Annotated in this window: 20 protein-coding genes; 19 read left to right on the top strand and 1 reads right to left on the bottom strand. The window is 39.5% G+C overall.

All coding sequences use genetic code 11. The features are described 5' to 3' along the window. Nucleotide 1 precedes the first annotated feature (1 nt). The 19 genes from floA (at nucleotide 2) to ACFFGV_RS03100 (ending at nucleotide 17,781) form a co-directional block, all read left to right on the top strand. Nucleotides 2-997, top strand: a complete 996-nt coding sequence (gene floA, locus ACFFGV_RS03010; RefSeq protein WP_377345089.1) for a flotillin-like protein FloA — start codon at nucleotides 2-4, stop codon at nucleotides 995-997. A gap of 25 nt (nucleotides 998-1,022) precedes the next feature. Further along, nucleotides 1,023-1,592, top strand: a complete 570-nt coding sequence (locus ACFFGV_RS03015) for a YqfB family membrane protein (RefSeq protein ID WP_377345090.1) — start codon at nucleotides 1,023-1,025, stop codon at nucleotides 1,590-1,592. A gap of 52 nt (nucleotides 1,593-1,644) precedes the next feature. After that, nucleotides 1,645-1,929, top strand: a complete 285-nt coding sequence (yqfC, locus tag ACFFGV_RS03020; RefSeq protein WP_377345091.1) for a sporulation protein YqfC — start codon at nucleotides 1,645-1,647, stop codon at nucleotides 1,927-1,929. A 17-nt stretch (nucleotides 1,930-1,946) separates the two neighbouring features. Continuing rightward, complete coding sequence (gene yqfD, locus ACFFGV_RS03025; protein WP_377345092.1) at nucleotides 1,947-3,134, top strand: sporulation protein YqfD; 1,188 nt, start codon at nucleotides 1,947-1,949, stop codon at nucleotides 3,132-3,134. A gap of 3 nt (nucleotides 3,135-3,137) precedes the next feature. Then, nucleotides 3,138-4,103, top strand: a complete 966-nt coding sequence (locus tag ACFFGV_RS03030) for a PhoH family protein (RefSeq protein ID WP_377345093.1) — start codon at nucleotides 3,138-3,140, stop codon at nucleotides 4,101-4,103. 59 nt (nucleotides 4,104-4,162) lie between these two features. Next, nucleotides 4,163-6,295, top strand: a complete 2,133-nt coding sequence (locus ACFFGV_RS03035; RefSeq protein ID WP_377345094.1) for an HD family phosphohydrolase — start codon at nucleotides 4,163-4,165, stop codon at nucleotides 6,293-6,295. Next, nucleotides 6,295-6,762 (top strand): rRNA maturation RNase YbeY, encoded by a 468-nt coding sequence (ybeY, locus tag ACFFGV_RS03040; protein ID WP_377345095.1) that lies wholly within the window; start codon nucleotides 6,295-6,297, stop codon nucleotides 6,760-6,762. Before ACFFGV_RS03035 ends, ybeY begins: the two co-directional genes overlap by 1 nt. Continuing rightward, the gene (locus ACFFGV_RS03045; RefSeq protein ID WP_377345096.1) at nucleotides 6,737-7,108 is read left to right on the top strand and encodes a diacylglycerol kinase family protein; all 372 of its coding nucleotides are present in this window, start codon (nucleotides 6,737-6,739) and stop codon (nucleotides 7,106-7,108) included. Before ybeY ends, ACFFGV_RS03045 begins: the two co-directional genes overlap by 26 nt. 218 nt (nucleotides 7,109-7,326) lie before the next feature. Next, entirely contained in the window at nucleotides 7,327-8,232 is a 906-nt protein-coding gene (era, locus tag ACFFGV_RS03050) for a GTPase Era (RefSeq protein WP_377345097.1), read from the top strand. A gap of 233 nt (nucleotides 8,233-8,465) precedes the next feature. Then, complete coding sequence (locus ACFFGV_RS03055; protein WP_377345098.1) at nucleotides 8,466-8,609, top strand: YqzL family protein; 144 nt, start codon at nucleotides 8,466-8,468, stop codon at nucleotides 8,607-8,609. Between the two features lie 79 nt (nucleotides 8,610-8,688). Next, nucleotides 8,689-9,444: a DNA repair protein RecO gene (recO, locus tag ACFFGV_RS03060; protein ID WP_377345099.1), complete on the top strand. Its 756-nt coding sequence runs from the start codon at nucleotides 8,689-8,691 to the stop codon at nucleotides 9,442-9,444. 141 nt (nucleotides 9,445-9,585) lie between these two features. After that, nucleotides 9,586-10,215 carry a transcriptional regulator CcpN gene (gene ccpN, locus ACFFGV_RS03065; RefSeq protein ID WP_377345100.1) on the top strand — a complete coding sequence of 210 codons (630 nt, stop codon included), beginning with the start codon at nucleotides 9,586-9,588 and terminating at the stop codon, nucleotides 10,213-10,215. Between the two features lie 21 nt (nucleotides 10,216-10,236). After that, nucleotides 10,237-11,049 (top strand): pyruvate, water dikinase regulatory protein, encoded by an 813-nt coding sequence (locus tag ACFFGV_RS03070; protein ID WP_377345101.1) that lies wholly within the window; start codon nucleotides 10,237-10,239, stop codon nucleotides 11,047-11,049. A 538-nt stretch (nucleotides 11,050-11,587) separates the two neighbouring features. After that, entirely contained in the window at nucleotides 11,588-13,390 is a 1,803-nt protein-coding gene (dnaG, locus tag ACFFGV_RS03075) for a DNA primase (protein WP_377345102.1), read from the top strand. A gap of 47 nt (nucleotides 13,391-13,437) precedes the next feature. Further along, the gene (rpoD, locus tag ACFFGV_RS03080) at nucleotides 13,438-14,562 is read left to right on the top strand and encodes an RNA polymerase sigma factor RpoD (protein WP_377345103.1); all 1,125 of its coding nucleotides are present in this window, start codon (nucleotides 13,438-13,440) and stop codon (nucleotides 14,560-14,562) included. Nucleotides 14,563-14,782: 220 nt separating this feature from the next. Next, nucleotides 14,783-15,322: a hypothetical protein gene (locus ACFFGV_RS03085; RefSeq protein WP_377345104.1), complete on the top strand. Its 540-nt coding sequence runs from the start codon at nucleotides 14,783-14,785 to the stop codon at nucleotides 15,320-15,322. 100 nt (nucleotides 15,323-15,422) lie between these two features. Next, complete coding sequence (gene cccA / locus ACFFGV_RS03090) at nucleotides 15,423-15,803, top strand: cytochrome c550 (RefSeq protein WP_377345105.1); 381 nt, start codon at nucleotides 15,423-15,425, stop codon at nucleotides 15,801-15,803. A gap of 150 nt (nucleotides 15,804-15,953) precedes the next feature. Continuing rightward, a complete protein-coding gene (locus ACFFGV_RS03095; RefSeq protein WP_377345106.1) occupies nucleotides 15,954-16,667 on the top strand; it encodes a tRNA (adenine(22)-N(1))-methyltransferase in 714 nt (237 codons plus the stop codon). Beyond that, complete coding sequence (locus ACFFGV_RS03100) at nucleotides 16,657-17,781, top strand: Nif3-like dinuclear metal center hexameric protein (protein WP_377345107.1); 1,125 nt, start codon at nucleotides 16,657-16,659, stop codon at nucleotides 17,779-17,781. Before ACFFGV_RS03095 ends, ACFFGV_RS03100 begins: the two co-directional genes overlap by 11 nt. A 294-nt stretch (nucleotides 17,782-18,075) precedes the next feature. Here ACFFGV_RS03100 and ACFFGV_RS03105 read toward each other — a convergent pair whose 3' ends face one another. Continuing rightward, nucleotides 18,076-18,264 carry a hypothetical protein gene (locus ACFFGV_RS03105; RefSeq protein WP_377345108.1) on the bottom strand — a complete coding sequence of 63 codons (189 nt, stop codon included), beginning with the start codon at nucleotides 18,262-18,264 and terminating at the stop codon, nucleotides 18,076-18,078. Nucleotides 18,265-18,343 lie beyond the last annotated feature (79 nt).

An 18,343-nucleotide genomic window follows, 5' to 3' on the forward strand; every position in this document is an offset into this window, starting at 1 on the left:
CATGAACCAAGAAATTATTATGCCTATTATCTTAATTGGTATTATTATTATCGCGCTAGCTGTATTATTTACGTTCATTCCCGTAATGCTATGGATTAGTGCGCTAGCAGCAGGTGTGCGAATTAATATCTTTACGCTGGTAGGGATGCGTTTACGTAGAGTCGTCCCAAATCGTGTCATCAATCCATTAATTAAAGGACATAAAGCAGGTGTTGATGTAACGACAAACCAACTGGAGAGTCACTATTTAGCAGGCGGAAACGTGGACCGAGTTGTAAATGCATTAATTGCAGCCCACCGTGCCAATATTGAATTAAGCTTTGAACGAACTGCGGCAATCGATTTAGCAGGCCGTGATGTATTAGAGGCTGTGCAGATGAGTGTTAATCCTAAGGTTATTGAAACACCATTTATTGCAGGTGTGGCTATGGATGGTATTGAAGTAAAAGCGAAAGCAAGAATTACAGTACGAGCTAATATTGACCGTCTTGTCGGTGGTGCAGGTGAAGATACTGTCATTGCCAGAGTAGGAGAAGGTATCGTAAGTACAATTGGTAGTTCCAAGGATCATAACAAAGTGTTGGAAAATCCAGACATGATCTCTCAGAACGTGTTAGGAAAGGGTCTGGATGCTGGTACTGCCTTTGAGATTCTTTCCATTGATATTGCTGATATCGACATCGGGAAGAACATTGGTGCTATTCTGCAGACGGATCAAGCTGAAGCGGATAAAAATATCGCACAGGCTAAAGCAGAAGAACGACGCGCAATGGCAGTTGCTGAAGAGCAAGAAATGGTTGCTCGCGTTCAGGAAATGCAGGCGAAAGTTGTGGAATCCGAAGCAGAAGTTCCTAAAGCGATGGCAGAAGCGCTTCGTTCCGGAAACATTGGAGTTATGGACTACTATAACCTGAAAAATATTGAAGCGGATACAGATATGCGTGACGTAATCGGAAAAATGAATAAAGGGGAACATGAAGAAGAGGACAAATCCTAATGCTCTCTCATAAGGAGGGATCCCGATGGGTGATTTAATAGAGTTCCTATTAAGCAATGCAATTATTGTGGGTGGTATAATTGTCTTTCTTTTCAACGTGTTCATAGGTAATAACGACGAAAAGAAAAAAACAACTGGTAAACCTAATTCTAAACCAATGCCTTCCTTCGGGGGCTCCACCACAAATACAGAAGAGAAAGCATCATCTGAACGAGATGCAAGCAGGACGATACAAGCTAGTGAGCAACAAGAGCCGAAGCGTCAAACCTTACAGGAATCTCAGAAAGAACGATACGAGGAAATGAGACGCCGTCAACAGGAAATGGCAGACCAATATACTCACACCGCTTCGCCAGCTGGAGAAGACAGCGAACATAACGCTCTTCCAGATGAAATTGGAGGCAATCAGTATTCCCGCCCCCAAAAGAAGCCTTATCTGTCTAAACATAAGCACAGAACTAATTTAAGCTCACAAATAAACCAAAAGAAGCTAATGGAAAGCATCGTTATGGCGGAGGTGCTTGGACCTCCAAGGTCACAACGGCCATATCGCTCTGTCCTCACACAAAAAGCAATGAGAAAGCACGAAATGTAGTGATACATTTCGTGCTTTTTTCATACACATGTAGGAGAGAGGGGGCGGAGTGATGAATAAATGGCAGCAGCGAATCGGCACGTGGATTGCACAGCACCTTGATCTTCCATCTGATGTGGTCCTGGAGCTACCGAGAATTACTACAATTGGACAAATCCACGCATACATAGAAAATCATAAGGGATTATTAGTTTTTTCTGATCACGAACTCCGCTTGAAGCTTAAAAGGGGTCAGCTAAAAATAACCGGCAACAACTTTGTGCTTCGTATGATGCTCCCGGAAGAGATTCTTCTGGAAGGTACGATAGAGAACATCTCCTTTATTGACCAAGACTAAAGGTTTAGGAGGCACTTATGAAACGTACACAAGGGGTATTTGTAAAAGGCTATACGACGATTAGAGTGAAAGGGAAGTTCCCTGAATTTTTTTTGAATCGGTGTGTAGATAAGGGAATCGTGGTATGGAATGTTAAGAAGATAGACGAGTCTACCTGTGAAGCAAACGTGAAGCTGGAGGATGTTTCGAGATTAAAAAAACTCCGTTATAAAACACCTTACAAAGTGCATTTTCATTCCAGAATTGGTATGCCATTTTTGTTTCAGGCGGTATGGAAGCGCAAACCTTTACTTATTGGCTTTCTGTTCTGCTTAGCTTTAATCTTTATTTTGTCGAACATGGTATGGGGCATTGATGTCGAGGGGGTTACTCCAGAAATTGAGCACAAAATTGAAGAAAGCCTGTCCAATTACGGGGTGAAAAAGGGAGCGTGGAAGCTATCGCTCGACTCACCTAGTGAAATGCAGCAAAAGCTGTTGAATGATGTGCCGGAGTTGTTATGGATTGGAATTACTGAAAAAGGGACAACCTACCATTTACAAGGCGTTGAAAAAACTATTGTAGAAAAGGAAGAGGCAAAGGGACCTCAACATCTGGTAGCGAAGAAAAAGGGAACAATTGTGTATATGTATATTGAAAAGGGAGAACCCAAAGTAGAGATAAATGATGTTGTAAAGCCTGGAGATATGCTGGTCTCGGGATTAATAGGAAGAGAAGAAGAACAGAAATCTGTTCGAGCAGAAGGGGAGGTTATCGCTGATACGTGGTACACAAGTGAATTATCAGTACCGCTTGAAGCGGAATATCAAGTTCTAACTGGAGAAGAGGAGAAGCGTTACTTCTTAAATCTATTTAATGTTGCTATCCCTATATGGGGCTTCAAAGAGCCTGATTACACCATAAAGCATGTAGAAAAGAAAGAGCATGATGTTCATTTCTTCAGCTGGAGATTTCCTGTTACACTGTCCACAAAGAATATTCATGAACAGGAATCCTATAAGGAGCAAAGATCAGTATCAGAAGCAGTAAAGGAAGGAATACAACAAGCAAAGCAAGAATTAATGAACAAGCTTCCAATTGATTCCAAAATAATTTCTGAAAAAATTTTGCACCAACAGAAAGAGAATGGTAAAGTAAAATTAATCCTATATTTTAAAGTACATGAAAATATTGTAACATCATACCCCATCACTCAAGGAGACTGAAGAATGCAGGAAGATTTACAAACGATTGACATAAAATTAGATAATCCTAATGAAGCATTAGCGATATTTGGTAATCGGGATCGCAACCTGAAGCAAATGGAAGAGCAGCTTCATGTTTCCATCATAACAAGAGGGGAGCATGTGAGTGTTTCAGGCAGTAAGGAGCATGTACTGCTTGTTGAAAATGTATTTCACGCTTTACTTAAGGTAATCCGGAAAGGGTTAACGATTTCAGAACGAGATGTCATTTATGCAATTGATTTGGCCAAAAAGGATAAAATCGAGCAGTTTGAGACCTTGTTTGAAGATGAAATTACTAAAAATGCCAAAGGGAAATCCATCCGGGTTAAAACGCTCGGGCAACGAAACTATGTAACAGGAATTAAGACGCATGATTTGGTCTTTGGTATTGGCCCAGCTGGAACAGGGAAGACATACCTTGCCGTTGTAATGGCAGTTCAAGCGTTGAAAAATGGACAGGTAAAACGCATTATTCTTACACGACCAGCAGTAGAAGCAGGAGAAAGTTTAGGGTTCCTGCCTGGTGATTTAAAGGAAAAGGTTGATCCCTATTTACGACCGTTATATGATGCACTTCATGATGTATTAGGCACGGAACATACAGCCCGACTCATAGAACGGGGAACTATTGAGATTGCGCCGCTTGCCTATATGAGAGGTCGAACATTGGATGATGCATTTGTTATATTAGACGAAGCTCAGAATACAACACCAGAACAAATGAAGATGTTTATCACCCGTCTTGGTTTTGGTTCGAAAATGATTATTACAGGTGATATCACTCAGGTAGACCTTCCTAAAGGTGTAACATCTGGATTAAAAACTTCAGAAAGAAAACTTTCCAATATACATGGCATAGCATTTCACTACCTAGAGCAATCCGATGTTGTTCGTCACCCATTAGTTCAACGTGTAATTGATGCCTATGAGGAAGGAAATCAAGCATAAGTAAGACCCATTTGCCGGGTCTTATTTCTGTATGGACAGAAATAATGAGGTGAAAAACCATGGTAAAGGTATGGTGGGAAAAATGGAAGAATATCGGATGGGTTCAGCATAAGGGATTGCAACTCAGCGGGTCCCTTCTTTTACTAGCCTTTCTGTTATTTGGATTAACCTATACGAATGTTCAGACGAAAACGTACGATATAGAAAGGTTTGAGCGAGCTAAGGAAACCATTCTTTCACCTATCACAATAGAAGATAAGCAAAAAACGAACGAAAAAAAGAGCCAAGCTTTTCAATCTGTAGAGGATATCTATTCAGTTGATGAGTCTGTAACTACGAAACAACTAAACTATGTAAACGATTTATTTAAAGCGATTGAAACCATACAAGATAAAGAAGGCAATACATCCACTGATGATCAGAGTTTGTCGCAAGATCAACAGCTAACCAAAGTACTGCCAGAAGAAATTACCAGTAATTTGGATGCGTCGGTATTCGATCAGTTAATTGCAGCCTCGGTTGAGCAAAGACAGCTTGTTAGAGAGCTCCTTATGAAAGAAATTAAGGAAGTTATGAACGCTGGAATAAAAGAAGAGGAAGTCCCAGAGGCAAGACAGCTTGTGCAGGAGCAATTGAACTTGTCGAGCTTTGGGACAGACCTAAAAGAAGCAGTGTATGATATCGCCGCCTTTGCAACAGTAGAGAACAATTTCTTAGATCTTTCCAAAACAAGCCAGGCTAAGAATCAAGCTGCAAATGAAGTGGAGCCAGTCATGATTCGCCAAGGGCAAGTATTGGTATCGCAGGGTGAACGGATATCAAGTGATATTTACCAGCGATTAGAGTTAGTAGGTCTGTTGGATAATAAAAATAATATTTTCCCATATATAGGACTAAGTTTATTAATCGTTCTATCTATGGGGATGATGGCATATGAGCTGACATTACTTTCTAGAAGAGGTACATTACAGCCTGGTACTTTGCTTACTGTCCTCCTCATTAGTGCAATGTCCTTCTTATTTATGAAAATTGGCTCCATTTTTCAGTCCAGCTGGCATGATGTGTATTTTGCAGTGCCATTAGCAGCTTCTTCTCTCTTATTAAAAATATTAATTAGAGAAAGGATTGCAATTGTCCTATCAGTTGTTTACGCTGTTTTTGGCACTATTTTTTTCAATCAACAAATACCGGGAACATTGAATTTAGAAGCCGGATTATTTTTGTTATTTTCGCAAATAAGCGCAGTAATGCTCTTATCAGATGTGCAGGACCGCTTGCAGATATTAAAGACAGGCTTTGGCGTGACAGTAGTCAATATTGTATTAGTAGTATTATTAGTGCTGTTAAGTTATGAACCAACTACATTATCTTCTTTCGCTTTACTGTTGCTTTTTGGAGGTATTGCAGCATTTTTGTCTTCTGTATTAACTTATGGATTACTCCCATTTTTTGAAGCTGGGTTGGGTATGTTAACAGATACAAGATTGTTAATACTTGCAAATCCTAACCATCCATTATTGAGAAAAATCTTAACAGAAACACCAGGTACCTATCACCATAGTGTTATGGTCGGCAATTTAAGTGAGGCTGCCTGTGAGGCCATTGGAGCTAATGGTCTATTAGCGAGGGTAGGTTCCTATTATCATGATTTAGGAAAAACATATAAACCGCAATACTTTATCGAAAATCAAATGGGAATAAAAAATCCTCATGATATGATTGAACCGGAGCAAAGTGCGGAAATAATAATAGAGCACCCTTATTTAGGCGCTGAAACATTAAGAAAGCATAAAATGCCGCAGGAGATAATTGATATTGCAGAGCAGCACCATGGTACCACCTTGCTGAAGTACTTTTATTATAAGGCGAAGGAACAGAAGAAACACGTTTCGGAACATCAATTCCGTTATCCAGGTCCAAAGCCACAATCTAAAGAAGCAGCAATCGTTTGTATTTGCGATTCTGTGGAAGCTGCTGTAAGATCATTAGAGCAGCCAACACCGCACGAAATTGAAGAGCTTGTACAATCGATTATAAGAGACCGATTGCTAGACGGACAACTCCATGCTAGTCCGTTGACGTTAAAGGATCTAGAAAAAGTGCAGGTTGCCATATGCGAAACCCTAAATGGGATATTCCACTCAAGAATCCAATATCCACAAAATAAACAGACTGTTAAGGAGGCTACATAATGTATATTGACTTTCACGATAAAACTAACTCAGTTGAAGAAAACTACATTGACTTAATACATCGAATTCTACAATTCGCAGCAAAGCAGGAGAGTGTAACAGAGGAAGCAGAAATGTCTGTTTCATTTGTGGATGATAATGAAATCCAAATTATTAATCGGAACTATCGACAAAAAGATCAGCCAACAGATGTAATTTCATTCGCAATGCAAGAACAGGAAGAGGATGAATTGAAAATACTAGGTGATGAAATGCCAGTACTTCTTGGAGATATTGTTATCTCCGTTGATCGTGCGAAGGAACAGGCAAGCGAATATGATCATTCTTTAGAACGAGAACTTGGGTTTCTTGCGTTACATGGATTCTTGCATTTACTCGGCTACGATCATCAGTCCACAGAAGAGGAACAATCTATGTTTAATAGACAAGAGGAAATCTTACATGAGTTTGGACTCCAAAGAAAATAAAAAGCGGAAACTGGTAGGGTTTACCTTTGCCTGGAATGGATTGAAAGCAGTTAGTAAAGCCGAGCGGAATTTTCGTATTCATTTAATGACCACTCTATGTGTTTGCATTCTTGCTGCTATCGTCAGAGTCAGCTTCATAGAGTGGGCTGTTTTGACCTTGACAGTGAGTCTTGTGTTAACCATGGAGTTAATCAATTCTGCCGTTGAACGGATAATGGATTTTCTTTCGCCAACGTGGCATCCATTAGTTGGCGAAATAAAGGATATTACAGCAGGAGCAGTACTAGTTACTGCTATTGCCGCTATTATTATAGGGTGTTTTATATTTATTCCATATTTTATATAAGCTCTGGTGCTTAGCCAGGGCTTTTTGCATGTTTGTTTGAAAAGAGGGAACTAGGGTAAGAAGGAAATAGAATGTCCCTGTCGAATGATACATGTTTGCATGTCAAAACTTCTAATTTATACTGCTTTTGTCGATTGTATGAAATAGAAACGGTTTTGTAGTAAAATAGATGAACATCAACAATTCAAACAGAAATTATACTACACGGAGGAAACAACATGTCTGAAAGTTTTAAATCAGGATTTATTGCAATCGTAGGAAGACCTAACGTAGGGAAATCTACATTTATGAACCGGGTAATTGGACAAAAAATTGCCATTATGAGTGATAAAGCTCAAACGACTAGAAACAAAATTCAAGGCGTGTACACGTCAGATGATGCCCAGTTAGTGTTTATTGACACACCTGGAATTCATAAGCCTAAGCACAAACTTGGGAACTTCATGGTAAATACAGCGACGCAAAGCTTAAATGAAGTGGACCTAGTTCTGTTCATGATTAATGCTAAAGAGGGTTTTGGAAGAGGAGACGAATTTATTATTAATCTCCTTGAAAAAGTAAACCAGCCCGTTTACCTTGTGATAAACAAAATTGATGAAGTTCACCCAGATGAACTCCTCCCCATTATTGAAGAGTATCGAACTAAATATGATTTCAAAGAAGTAGTACCAATCTCTGCATTGCAAGGAAACAATGTTGATCACCTCTTACAAACAATGGTGAATGAAATGTCAGAGGGTCCACAATATTACCCGGAGGATCACATTACGGACCATCCAGAACGATTTGTTATTAGTGAGTTAATCCGAGAAAAGGCGCTGCATCTAACCAGAGAAGAGGTTCCTCACTCTATTGCGGTAGCTATCGACTCCATTGAGCCAAGAGAAGATAAAAATACGGTGTATGTTCAGGCTACTATCGTTACGGAACGTTCTAGTCAAAAAGGTATTATAATTGGCAAGCAAGGGAAGATGCTGAAGGAAATTGGGCAAAGAGCAAGAGAAGATATTGAAACCTTATTAGGGACAAAGATATACCTTGACTTATGGGTTAAAGTACAGAAGGACTGGAGAAACAGAGAAGGACAACTAACAGACTTTGGCTATAGTGAAGACGAATATTAATAATGGTAAATATTAAATATCATAGGACCGGTACGATAGGCAAAACTAAGTTCCATAATATCTTTGACAAAGGCTGTTCATCGTATTAGGATGGCAGGTCGTTTTAAGAGTAGCAATAATGGTTTTGGTTTGGTACTTCCTGTAAAGAAAGAATGAAGTGCATGACCGAATGACTCGCTTTCCATACGGATTGGCATGTCCTAAATATTAATAAAAGAAAGGTGTGGTTTCTTGTGCGAGACTTTACTTGGAAGATTTTTAGTCAGACAGGGAACATCGAAACCTATTTATTATTAAAAGAAATGGAAACAAATCCTGAAGATGCCATGAATAGAGAGCACAATGAACAATTTGCTGAAATAGACAATCAAGTGTAAAGCAGATGTATCGTTAGAGGAGTTTGGGGATGGCTTATTACTGTAGCTAAGTTCACAAGGAAAGATAAGGTGACCATACGTGCTAGAGAAGTTAGAAGGGATAGTAATACGAACAGGTAACTACGGGGAGACACATAAGATAGTTACCTTGTTTACCAAAGAAAAAGGAAAAATAGCTGTTATGGCAAGAGGGGCCAAAAAGCCTAAATCTAGAATGACATCTATCACTCAACCGTTTGTTCAGGCTAGTTATTTAGTGCAAATGGGGTCGAACATGGGTACCTTACATCAAGGGGAAGTCATGCAATCGTTTCGAGCTATTCGCGAAGATATTGAAAAAGCAGCCTATGCGTCTTATATGGCAGAGTTAACAGATAAACTCATTGAACAAAATGAACCAGACCCATTCCTATACGAACAATTTTTACTTACGCTGGAATGGATGGGAGAAGGCAAAGATTTAGATATTCTTCTCTATATGTATGAATTAAAGATGTACAAAAAAGGTGGATTTGCCCCGCAATTAATGCAATGTGTTAATTGTGGTCAACAACAAAATCCTCCTTTTTCCTTTTCCATTATAGAGGGTGGCGTACTATGCAAGAGATGCTCCCATATAGATCCTGAATCTGTAACACTTTCTGAAAAACTGCACAAAATCCTGCAAATGTGTCTGCATGTTGATATTCAGCGAGTAGGCAATATTTCCGTCAAACAGGAAACAAAAGAGCAGGTGCGCAACATATTGGATTTATATTATGAGCGGTATGGAGGCTATTTCTTAAAATCAAAGAAATTTCTCAATCAGTTAGACTGGTTAAGGGATACAAAATAATAAAAGTATTAAAAACCCTGTCATTCCATCAGATAGGGTTTCTTTTGTGCGCAGTTGACTAAGCTGCTTCCCTTTCTTTAATTGAAGAAATAGTATATAATATTTAGACTAGTATGTCACATATAATGAGGGTGAAAAGACATGGATTTATCGGATCGTCAGTACCAAATATTGGATATTGTAAAAGAAGACGGACCTATCACTGGCGAGAATATCGCAGATCGATTGCATTTAACGAGAGCTACTTTAAGACCAGACCTTGCTATTTTAACTATGGCTGGCTATTTAGATGCGAGACCTCGGGTTGGTTATTTCTTTACTGGAAAAACAGGTTCAGAGTTATTAACGGAGAAGCTAAAAAAATATACAGTCCAAGAGTTTCAATCTATTCCTGTCGTCGTCAACGAGGATGTTTCAGTGTATGATGCTATATGTACGATGTTTCTTGAAGATGTAGGTACTCTCTTTGTCGTTAATGACAAGGCTCTTCTTGCAGGGGTGTTATCACGGAAGGATTTGTTGAGAGCAAGCATTGGAAATCAAGATTTAAGAGAAATTCCTGTTCATATCATCATGACAAGAATGCCAAATGTTACAATATGCTATAAGGATGATTTGCTGCTGGAAGCAGGCCAAAGCTTAATTGACAGACAAATCGATGCATTGCCAGTGGTGAAAGAGGTAGAGCATGGATATGAGGTCATGGGAAGATTAACCAAAACAAACCTTACTAAAGCACTAGTGGAATTAGGAAGAGATCAAATAATGTAATGAGTAGGAGGGGTTTTAGGGATGAGTAAGCCAATCGTCTATGTAGTGTCTGATTCAGTAGGAGAAACAGCAGAACTCGTTGTTAAAGCATCCATTAGTCAATTCAACAACAGTAATTTTGAAATTCATCGTATTCCATATATAGAGGATACTGGAACGTTGACAGAGGCAGTTCTACAGGCGAAAGAACATAATGCATTAATTGGTTTTACGCTGGTTAAACCAGACTTTCGCAGCCATCTATTGGAAACAGCAAAAGAACATGATGTACCAGCAATTGATATTATTGGTCCTATGATTGATGAGATGGAGAAATTGTACGGGAAGAAACCCAGATTAGAGCCAGGATTGGTACATAAATTGGATGAGGATTATTTTAAACGGGTGGAAGCTATTGAATTTGCGGTCAAGTATGATGACGGGCGAGATCCCAGGGGGATATTGAAGGCTGACATCGTACTTATTGGAGTGTCGAGAACGTCAAAAACACCCCTGTCCCAATACTTGGCCCATAAAAGGTTAAAAGTAGCCAATGTACCTATTGTACCTGAGGTAGATCCACCAGAGGAATTATTTAAAGTGAACCCAAACAAATGCATTGGATTACGAATTAGTGCACAGAAGCTCAATGATATACGTAAAGAACGTCTGAAAGCACTTGGCTTGGATGATCAAGCTACTTATGCTAACATGGAGCGTATCAAACAAGAATTAAATCACTTCCAAAATGTTGTGGATAAAATTGGCTGCGAGGTAATCGATGTATCCAATAAAGCTGTGGAAGAAACAGCTAACACCATATTAAACGTGAAGAGAAAAAGAGAAAACAGCTAACACAGGTATTTTGCCTGTGTTTTCTCTTTGTATAGAAGGAAATGAAAATAAATTTATGATTTACAAAAAAATTCATGGCATTTATCAGTTTTTTGTATTATAATTATTTTTTGTGAAAAAAATGTTTATAGTTATTAGCAAAGAGGATAATGATAGCTAGACTGCCTTATAGGATGTAGTATTTTTCAGAAAGTTTAAACTTAAATGAAGAAGAAGGAATCTAGTTATCAATGTAGAAAGTAACACTATAACACATCTCTAAATCTCGCGGTATTTGTCGAAAGGTGTAGAGGGTGTGTTTATTTTACTCATTGAGGGTGCTTTAAAAGCTACCAGAGGTTTATGAAAGAGCCCTTTTAGGGAAGACAATCTATACATTCTTCTAGATTGTTACAGAATGTCTTGCCGTTATCCTGTGAGACGATTCCAGTAATCCTTTAATACTCTTGCAAGAGGAAGCTTTGGATTCTGAAAAAATTGTCGAAACATGAAGGGATTCGGCCCTTGATATAGAATAAACTGTAAACATGGTGATAACATGTCAACTCGAATTCCAGAAGAAGTCGTCGAAGAGTTACGTAATTCCTTAGACATCGCTGATGTAGTAGGGGAATACGTACAACTGACAAAAAAAAGTCGGAACTATTTCGGTTTATGTCCCTTTCATAACGAAAAGACCCCTTCTTTTTCAGTCTCGACAGATAAGCAGATATTCCACTGCTTTGGCTGTGGGAAGGGAGGGAACGTTTTCACTTTCATACGTGAAATGGAAGGCGTATCTTTCCAGGAAGCTGTTAAGCTGTTAGCAGACAAAAGTGGACATCAGCTGCCAGAAAGTGCGATTAGTCAGGAGGACGCCAAACAAGGCAATCCTGAAATACAAAATATGTATGAGGCACATACCTGGTTAGCTAAATTGTACCATCATTTGCTTCGGCATACAAAAGAAGGAAAAGATGGATATGAACTTTTACAGGAACGAGGTCTTTCCGATGAAACTATTGATACGTTTCAGCTAGGATTTGCTCCTAATTCTAAAGATTTTACAAAGAAATTTTTAGAGAATAAGGGATACCATCCTCAATCCATGGTTAGAGCAGGGTTGTTGTCCTATAATGATGATGGTCAGTACTCTGATCGTTTTAGAGGACGTGTGATTTTTCCTATTCGTAACCATCAGGGAAAAACAATTGCCTTCGCAGGAAGAAGCGTTAATGGAGGCGACCCGAAATATTTAAACAGTCCTGAAACCGAGTTGTTTCATAAAGGTAAGCTTCTTTATAATTTTGACCTTGCTCGAGGTGAAATTAGAAAACAAGGGGAAGTTGTATTACTAGAAGGACAAATGGATGTTATATCAGCTTATCAAGCAGGCATTAAGCATGGAATCGCAACGCTTGGTACAGCCATAACGGAAACACAGGCGAAATTAATTCGCAGGTACGTAGAGAAGGTTATTATCTGTTATGATTCCGATAATGCTGGTGTGGAAGCTTCCTATAAAGCTGCTAACATTTTGCGGAAAGCAGGATGTGAAGTAAGAGTAGCGTCCATACGTGATGGCATGGATCCTGACGAATTTATTCGTCATTATGGAAGTGATGCATTTAGGAATGAAGTACTGGATAACAGCTATGCTTATATGGGATTCGTTATTCAATATCTAAAACGTGGATATAATATGAATAATGAAGGAGATCGGATTGCTTATATCGAAAAGGTATTAGATGAAGTTTCCAAGATGGAAAAACCGATCGAAAGGGACTATTATGTAAGGGAATTAGCAGCTGAACATGACTTTTCTGTGGAAGCATTGGAAAAGGAAATCATAGATCGAAGAAAAAAGCAAGGGCTTGGGAAGGATAATAACGAGTATAAGAGCTATACTAGTTACAAAGAACCTAAGAAAAAGCAATCTAGATTGCTCCCTGCCTTCCATAATGCTGAAAGGCATTTAATTCATCATATGATGCACAACATGTCAGTAGCACATAAAGTGCAGGATCAGCTTGGAGGAGCATTTAACTTGCCTGAACACCAAGTTATTGTTACCTATTTGTATGCATTTTATGAAGAAGGGCACTCCCCTAATCCAAGTCACTTTATGGAGCAGCTTCCAGATGATAGTGTTCAAAACCTTGTATCTGAAATTGCGATGATGAAGCTTTCTTCTGACTTAAGTGATGGAGAGATTCAAGATTATATAAAGCAAATTGATTTACAGAAGCATCAGGAAAGTATTTCTTCCCTGAAAGCTGAACAGAAAGAAGCCGAGCGTCAGAAAGACCACGTTCGAGCTGCACAGATTGCCATGCAAATCTTAGAAATGAAAAAAGCATAACACATTGTATATACATGATGTTAGGAAGTTTGGAAGGAGGGGGACTCATGGCAGAGAAGCCATCTAATTCAAAACAACAAACCACTGAGAATGAGCTAACCCTAGAACAGGCCAAGGAGCAAGTGCTTGAGTTAGGGAAAAAACGTGGAATATTAGCCTATGAAGAAGTTGCAGAACGATTATCTAATTTTGAACTGGATTCAGAGGCGATGGATGAATTTTATGAGTACCTAAATGATCAGGGTGTTGAAGTAATTGGAGACTCTGAAGTAGACCCTAGTATGCAGCAACTAAACAAAGAAGAAGAATTCGATTTGAACGACTTAAGCGTACCTCCGGGCGTTAAGATAAATGACCCTGTCCGTATGTATTTGAAAGAAATCGGTCGTGTAGATCTTCTCTCTGCTGAAGAAGAAATCAGTCTTGCTCAACGTATTGAAGATGGGGACGAGGAAGCGAAACGCCGTCTGGCAGAAGCGAACCTTCGTTTAGTAGTTAGTATAGCTAAACGGTACGTAGGGCGCGGCATGTTATTCCTTGATTTGATTCAGGAAGGAAACATGGGTCTGATTAAAGCAGTAGAAAAGTTTGATTACCGCAAAGGGTACAAATTTAGTACGTATGCTACATGGTGGATCAGACAGGCTATTACTCGTGCAATTGCAGACCAGGCTAGAACGATTCGTATCCCCGTACACATGGTGGAAACCATAAACAAGCTAATTCGTGTACAACGTCAGCTACTGCAGGACTTAGGGCGCGAACCTACTCCTGAAGAAATTGCAGAAGATATGGAATTAACTCCTGACAAGGTAAGGGAAATCCTAAAGATTGCTCAAGAACCTGTTTCTTTGGAAACCCCTATTGGTGAAGAAGATGACTCTCACCTTGGTGACTTCATTGAAGATCAGGAAGCTACCTCACCTTCCGATCACGCGGCTTATGAGCTGCTGAAGGAACAATTGGAAGATGTGCTGGATACCTTAACCGATCGAGAGGAAAATGTCCTTCGCCTGCGCTTCGGATTAGATGACGGTCGTACCCGTACTCTCGAAGAAGTAGGGAAAGTCTTCGGCGTTACAAGAGAGCGTATTCGTCAAATAGAGGCAAAAGCACTTAGAAAATTACGTCACCCAAGTCGCAGCAAACGATTAAAAGACTTCCTAGAATAGAACAACAGTGTGTGTTTATAATGGATAACCTCAGTCATTAAGCTTGCATTAGCGCTTAATGACTGAGTATTTTTATGGAATCGTATAAAATATCGTACGACCAATCTTTCGACCTATTTCTTTTTGGTTCCACTTTGTACATAATATAGTCGTGATACAAGATATAATGAAGAAAACCAACGCTCTTTTTTGTAGGAGCTTCCAAGTTGGAGTGAAAAGAATGGACCCTAATAGAAAGAAAATCGTTCTAGATGAAATAGCTTATTGGAAAACTCATCAGTTAATTCCTTCTGAGTATTGCGATTTCTTGTTAGCGCTTTATACGGAAGGAACAGGGGAGGAACCATCTCTTGCTGATTCATCAGCGCCCATAAATAAATGGCTGAGTACACTCCATGTAATAATATTACTGGTTATGTTACCGATATCATTTCTTGTGATTTATTTTACTGAAATATCCATCTCATTGCAACTTACCTTGTTAGTTTTATTTATAGGGGCTGCCTTGGGCAGTATTTTTTACTATAAACGATATCACTCCTACTACATTCATATCGCAATAGTTGTATTTTTTCTCCTATTGCTGTTAACATCAGTATATATAGCCAAAATTAGTGAAATGTCGCCATTCGTTATTCAGGGAGCCATCATAGTGAATTGCCTTGGTTGGATTGGTATCGGATTTTGGAAACGTGTATATTATTTAGCGGCTTCTGGCATTATAGGATTAATTCTAGGGACAATCTATATCTTTTTTTAGAATAGAAGGTTAAACCCTTTTCTAATGTAGCGTTTTCAAGTAAAATAATTATAGTTTGTCCTAGTGATAGAGAAAAGGGGTACATAAGGAGGAAATTGGCATGAAAAGAAACCCAGTTATACCGTATGCACTTATTGCGGTGTTAGGTATTACTCTTATGATTATTGTTTCATTTGTAGGTCTTAATCAAGGGGAAAAGGCTAAAGAGGACCCTCATGGCGGTGACAATCAGCAGGAAGAAAGTGAAGGTGGAGGCGAATCCTCTGCTGATCCTGAGCAAATTTTCCAAAATAATTGCGCATCCTGTCATGGCAGTGATTTGTCCGGCGGTGCAGGTCCAGGCTTAAAACAAGTAGGAAGCAAATTATCTAAAGAGGATATTTCAGGAATTATTACTAATGGACGCGGCAGCATGCCTCCTGGTTTAATCAGTGGCGAGAAAAAAGAAGCCGTAGCCTCTTGGCTTGCTGAAAAGAAATAATGTTTTGAATGAAAGGCCTTCTGTTTCTACGGAAGGCTTTTTCTAATGCTGCAAGATGCAGGAAGTTAAGGGTTGGTTAAACGTACCGTTTTAATCGGAATAAAAATGCAGTAAAATAAAAGAACAAGATAAAAAAGTGGTGATCATAAAGTGAATAGCTTACAACTTTCCAATCGATTAAAGATTGTAGCATCTTATTTACCTAAGAAAGCGAACTTTGCTGATATTGGTTCCGATCATGCTTACCTTCCTTGTTATGTGTGTCTGCATGATGAAGAAGCGACTGCGATAGCCGGGGAAGTAAATGAAGGACCATTTCAATCTGCAAGAAAGGAAGTAAGGCAACAGGGATTATCAGACAGAATAGAAGTGAGAAAAGGTAATGGTTTGGCTGTTATTGAGGAGAAAGAAGTCTCTCAATTGACGATTGCTGGTATGGGAGCCACACTAATTGCTACTATTCTGGAAGAAGGAAAACGTAAATTGACGGGTGTTCATAGAATTATTGTCCAGCCCAATATTAATGCCATCGTATTAAGGAAATGGTTTTTAGAAAATGGCTATGAGCTTGTTTCAGAGGACGTCATCGAAGAGGAAGGTCATTTCTATGAAGTATTAGTGGCAGACAAAGGAGCATCCAGCAATCCATATGGAGTGGAGGATATGGAGAAAGAGCTGTATCTTGGACCATTTTTATTAAGAGATTGTTCAGAGCCCTTTATTCAAAAATGGACACAGGAAAAAAACAAACTAACTCGTGTCATTGGGGAAATGAAGAAAGCTTCCCAGCCTGACCAAGTTAAAATAAACGAATTTACTAGACAACTCCAGTGGATAGAGGAGGTTATTGGAAATGAAACATAATGTAGCAACAGGAAAGGAAATTATCGACATATTTGAAACGTTTTCTCCAAAACACTTGGCGATGGACAAGGACCCAATTGGTCTACACGTAGGTACTTTACATAAAAAGGTACATAAAGTAATGGTAACGTTGGATGTGTTAGAGAATGTTGTAGATGAAGCGATAGAGAATGAAGTGGATTTAATTATTGCCCACCACCCGCTTTTATTTAAACCTCTGCAGCAAATTAACCCAGATACGGAGAAGGGACGCATAGTACAAAAGCTAATAAAGCACGACATTACCGTTTATGCTGCTCATACTAATTTGGATGTGGCTGAAGGAGGAGTAAATGATGCAATGTGCGAAGCCCTTGGTCTCGATCCAAAAGATATCTTAGTTGAAACAGGTCAGGAAACTCTATACAAAATTGCCGTGTATGTACCAGCTACCCATGAAGAGAAGGTACGAGAAGCTCTGGGGAACGCTGGGGCAGGACATATTGGGAACTATAGCCATTGCACCTTTCAAACACCTGGAACCGGTGCCTTCAAACCGTTGGAAGGGAGCAACCCTCATCTTGGGGACCAAGGTGAATTGGAAAAAGTGGAAGAGGTTCGAATGGAAACAATTGTTCCAGAACATGTATTGTCTACTGTTCTGCGTTCCATGAAAGAGGCACATCCTTATGAAGAGGTTGCCTACGATGTGTACACATTACAAAATGAGGGGGCAAAGCGAGGGATAGGAAGAGTAGCCGATCTAGAGAAGCCGATGCTATTAAAAGACTTCGCTGAGCATGTGAAACAAGCATTTGATGTTCCTGCTTTACGTGTAGTAGGAGATATGGAGCAGAAAGTGAAAAAAATTGCTGTGCTTGGCGGTGATGGGAACAAGTTTATCCATCAAGCCGAACGGTCAGGAGCCGATGTATTTATAACAGGTGATGTATATTTCCATGTTGCTCACGATGCGCTCGGAATGGGTCTGAATATCATTGATCCAGGACATCATGTTGAAAAAGTTATGAAAAAGGCGGTACAGGAGTATTTAATTCAAGAATGTAAAGAGAAGCAGATGGAAACAGAGGTAATAGTGTCTACAGCAAACACCGAACCGTTCCAATTTTTATAAAAATTTACTTCCCTTTTTGAAGAAAGGGGAAGGGCGGTTTTATGAGAATGCAGCAGAGAAGAGTATTAATCCAAAAAAAAAAGAGCGATCTGCATCGCTCTCAGCTTGTAGAGAAACCCCCTTGTTTCCTACAAGCTTTTTTCATGTATGCGGGCTGGCAAATACCACTCGCTTTCCGCGGACGAACGCCCGAGCCTCCTCGTGAAACCCACACTCGGGGGTCTCGGATCGCCCGTTTTTCCGCAGGAGTCTCCTGGTATTTGCCAGCCCTTCACCGAAAAAGACTCCCCTTCACTACACACCCTTGATAGGTGAAGGGCAATTTTCTTCATGTTCTGACAGGCAGCTGTCCGTAACGCCTGTGTCGCGCACATTTTCTTTTCCGCGCAGGCGACAATAACGGAGGAGATGGTCTTCAGGAACAAGCTCTTCAATCGTGACCATTTCGATTTCATTTTGACGCTCTTTTTTGGATTGAAACATCGAATCACCTTTCGTTAGAGAATATATAACTATTATAACAAATTAACGCGGTGAATAATGAAAGTAAAAAGAAATAAAT

This window comes from Pontibacillus salicampi (genome assembly GCF_042434395.1).
Classification (GTDB): domain Bacteria; phylum Bacillota; class Bacilli; order Bacillales; family BH030062; genus Pontibacillus; species Pontibacillus salicampi.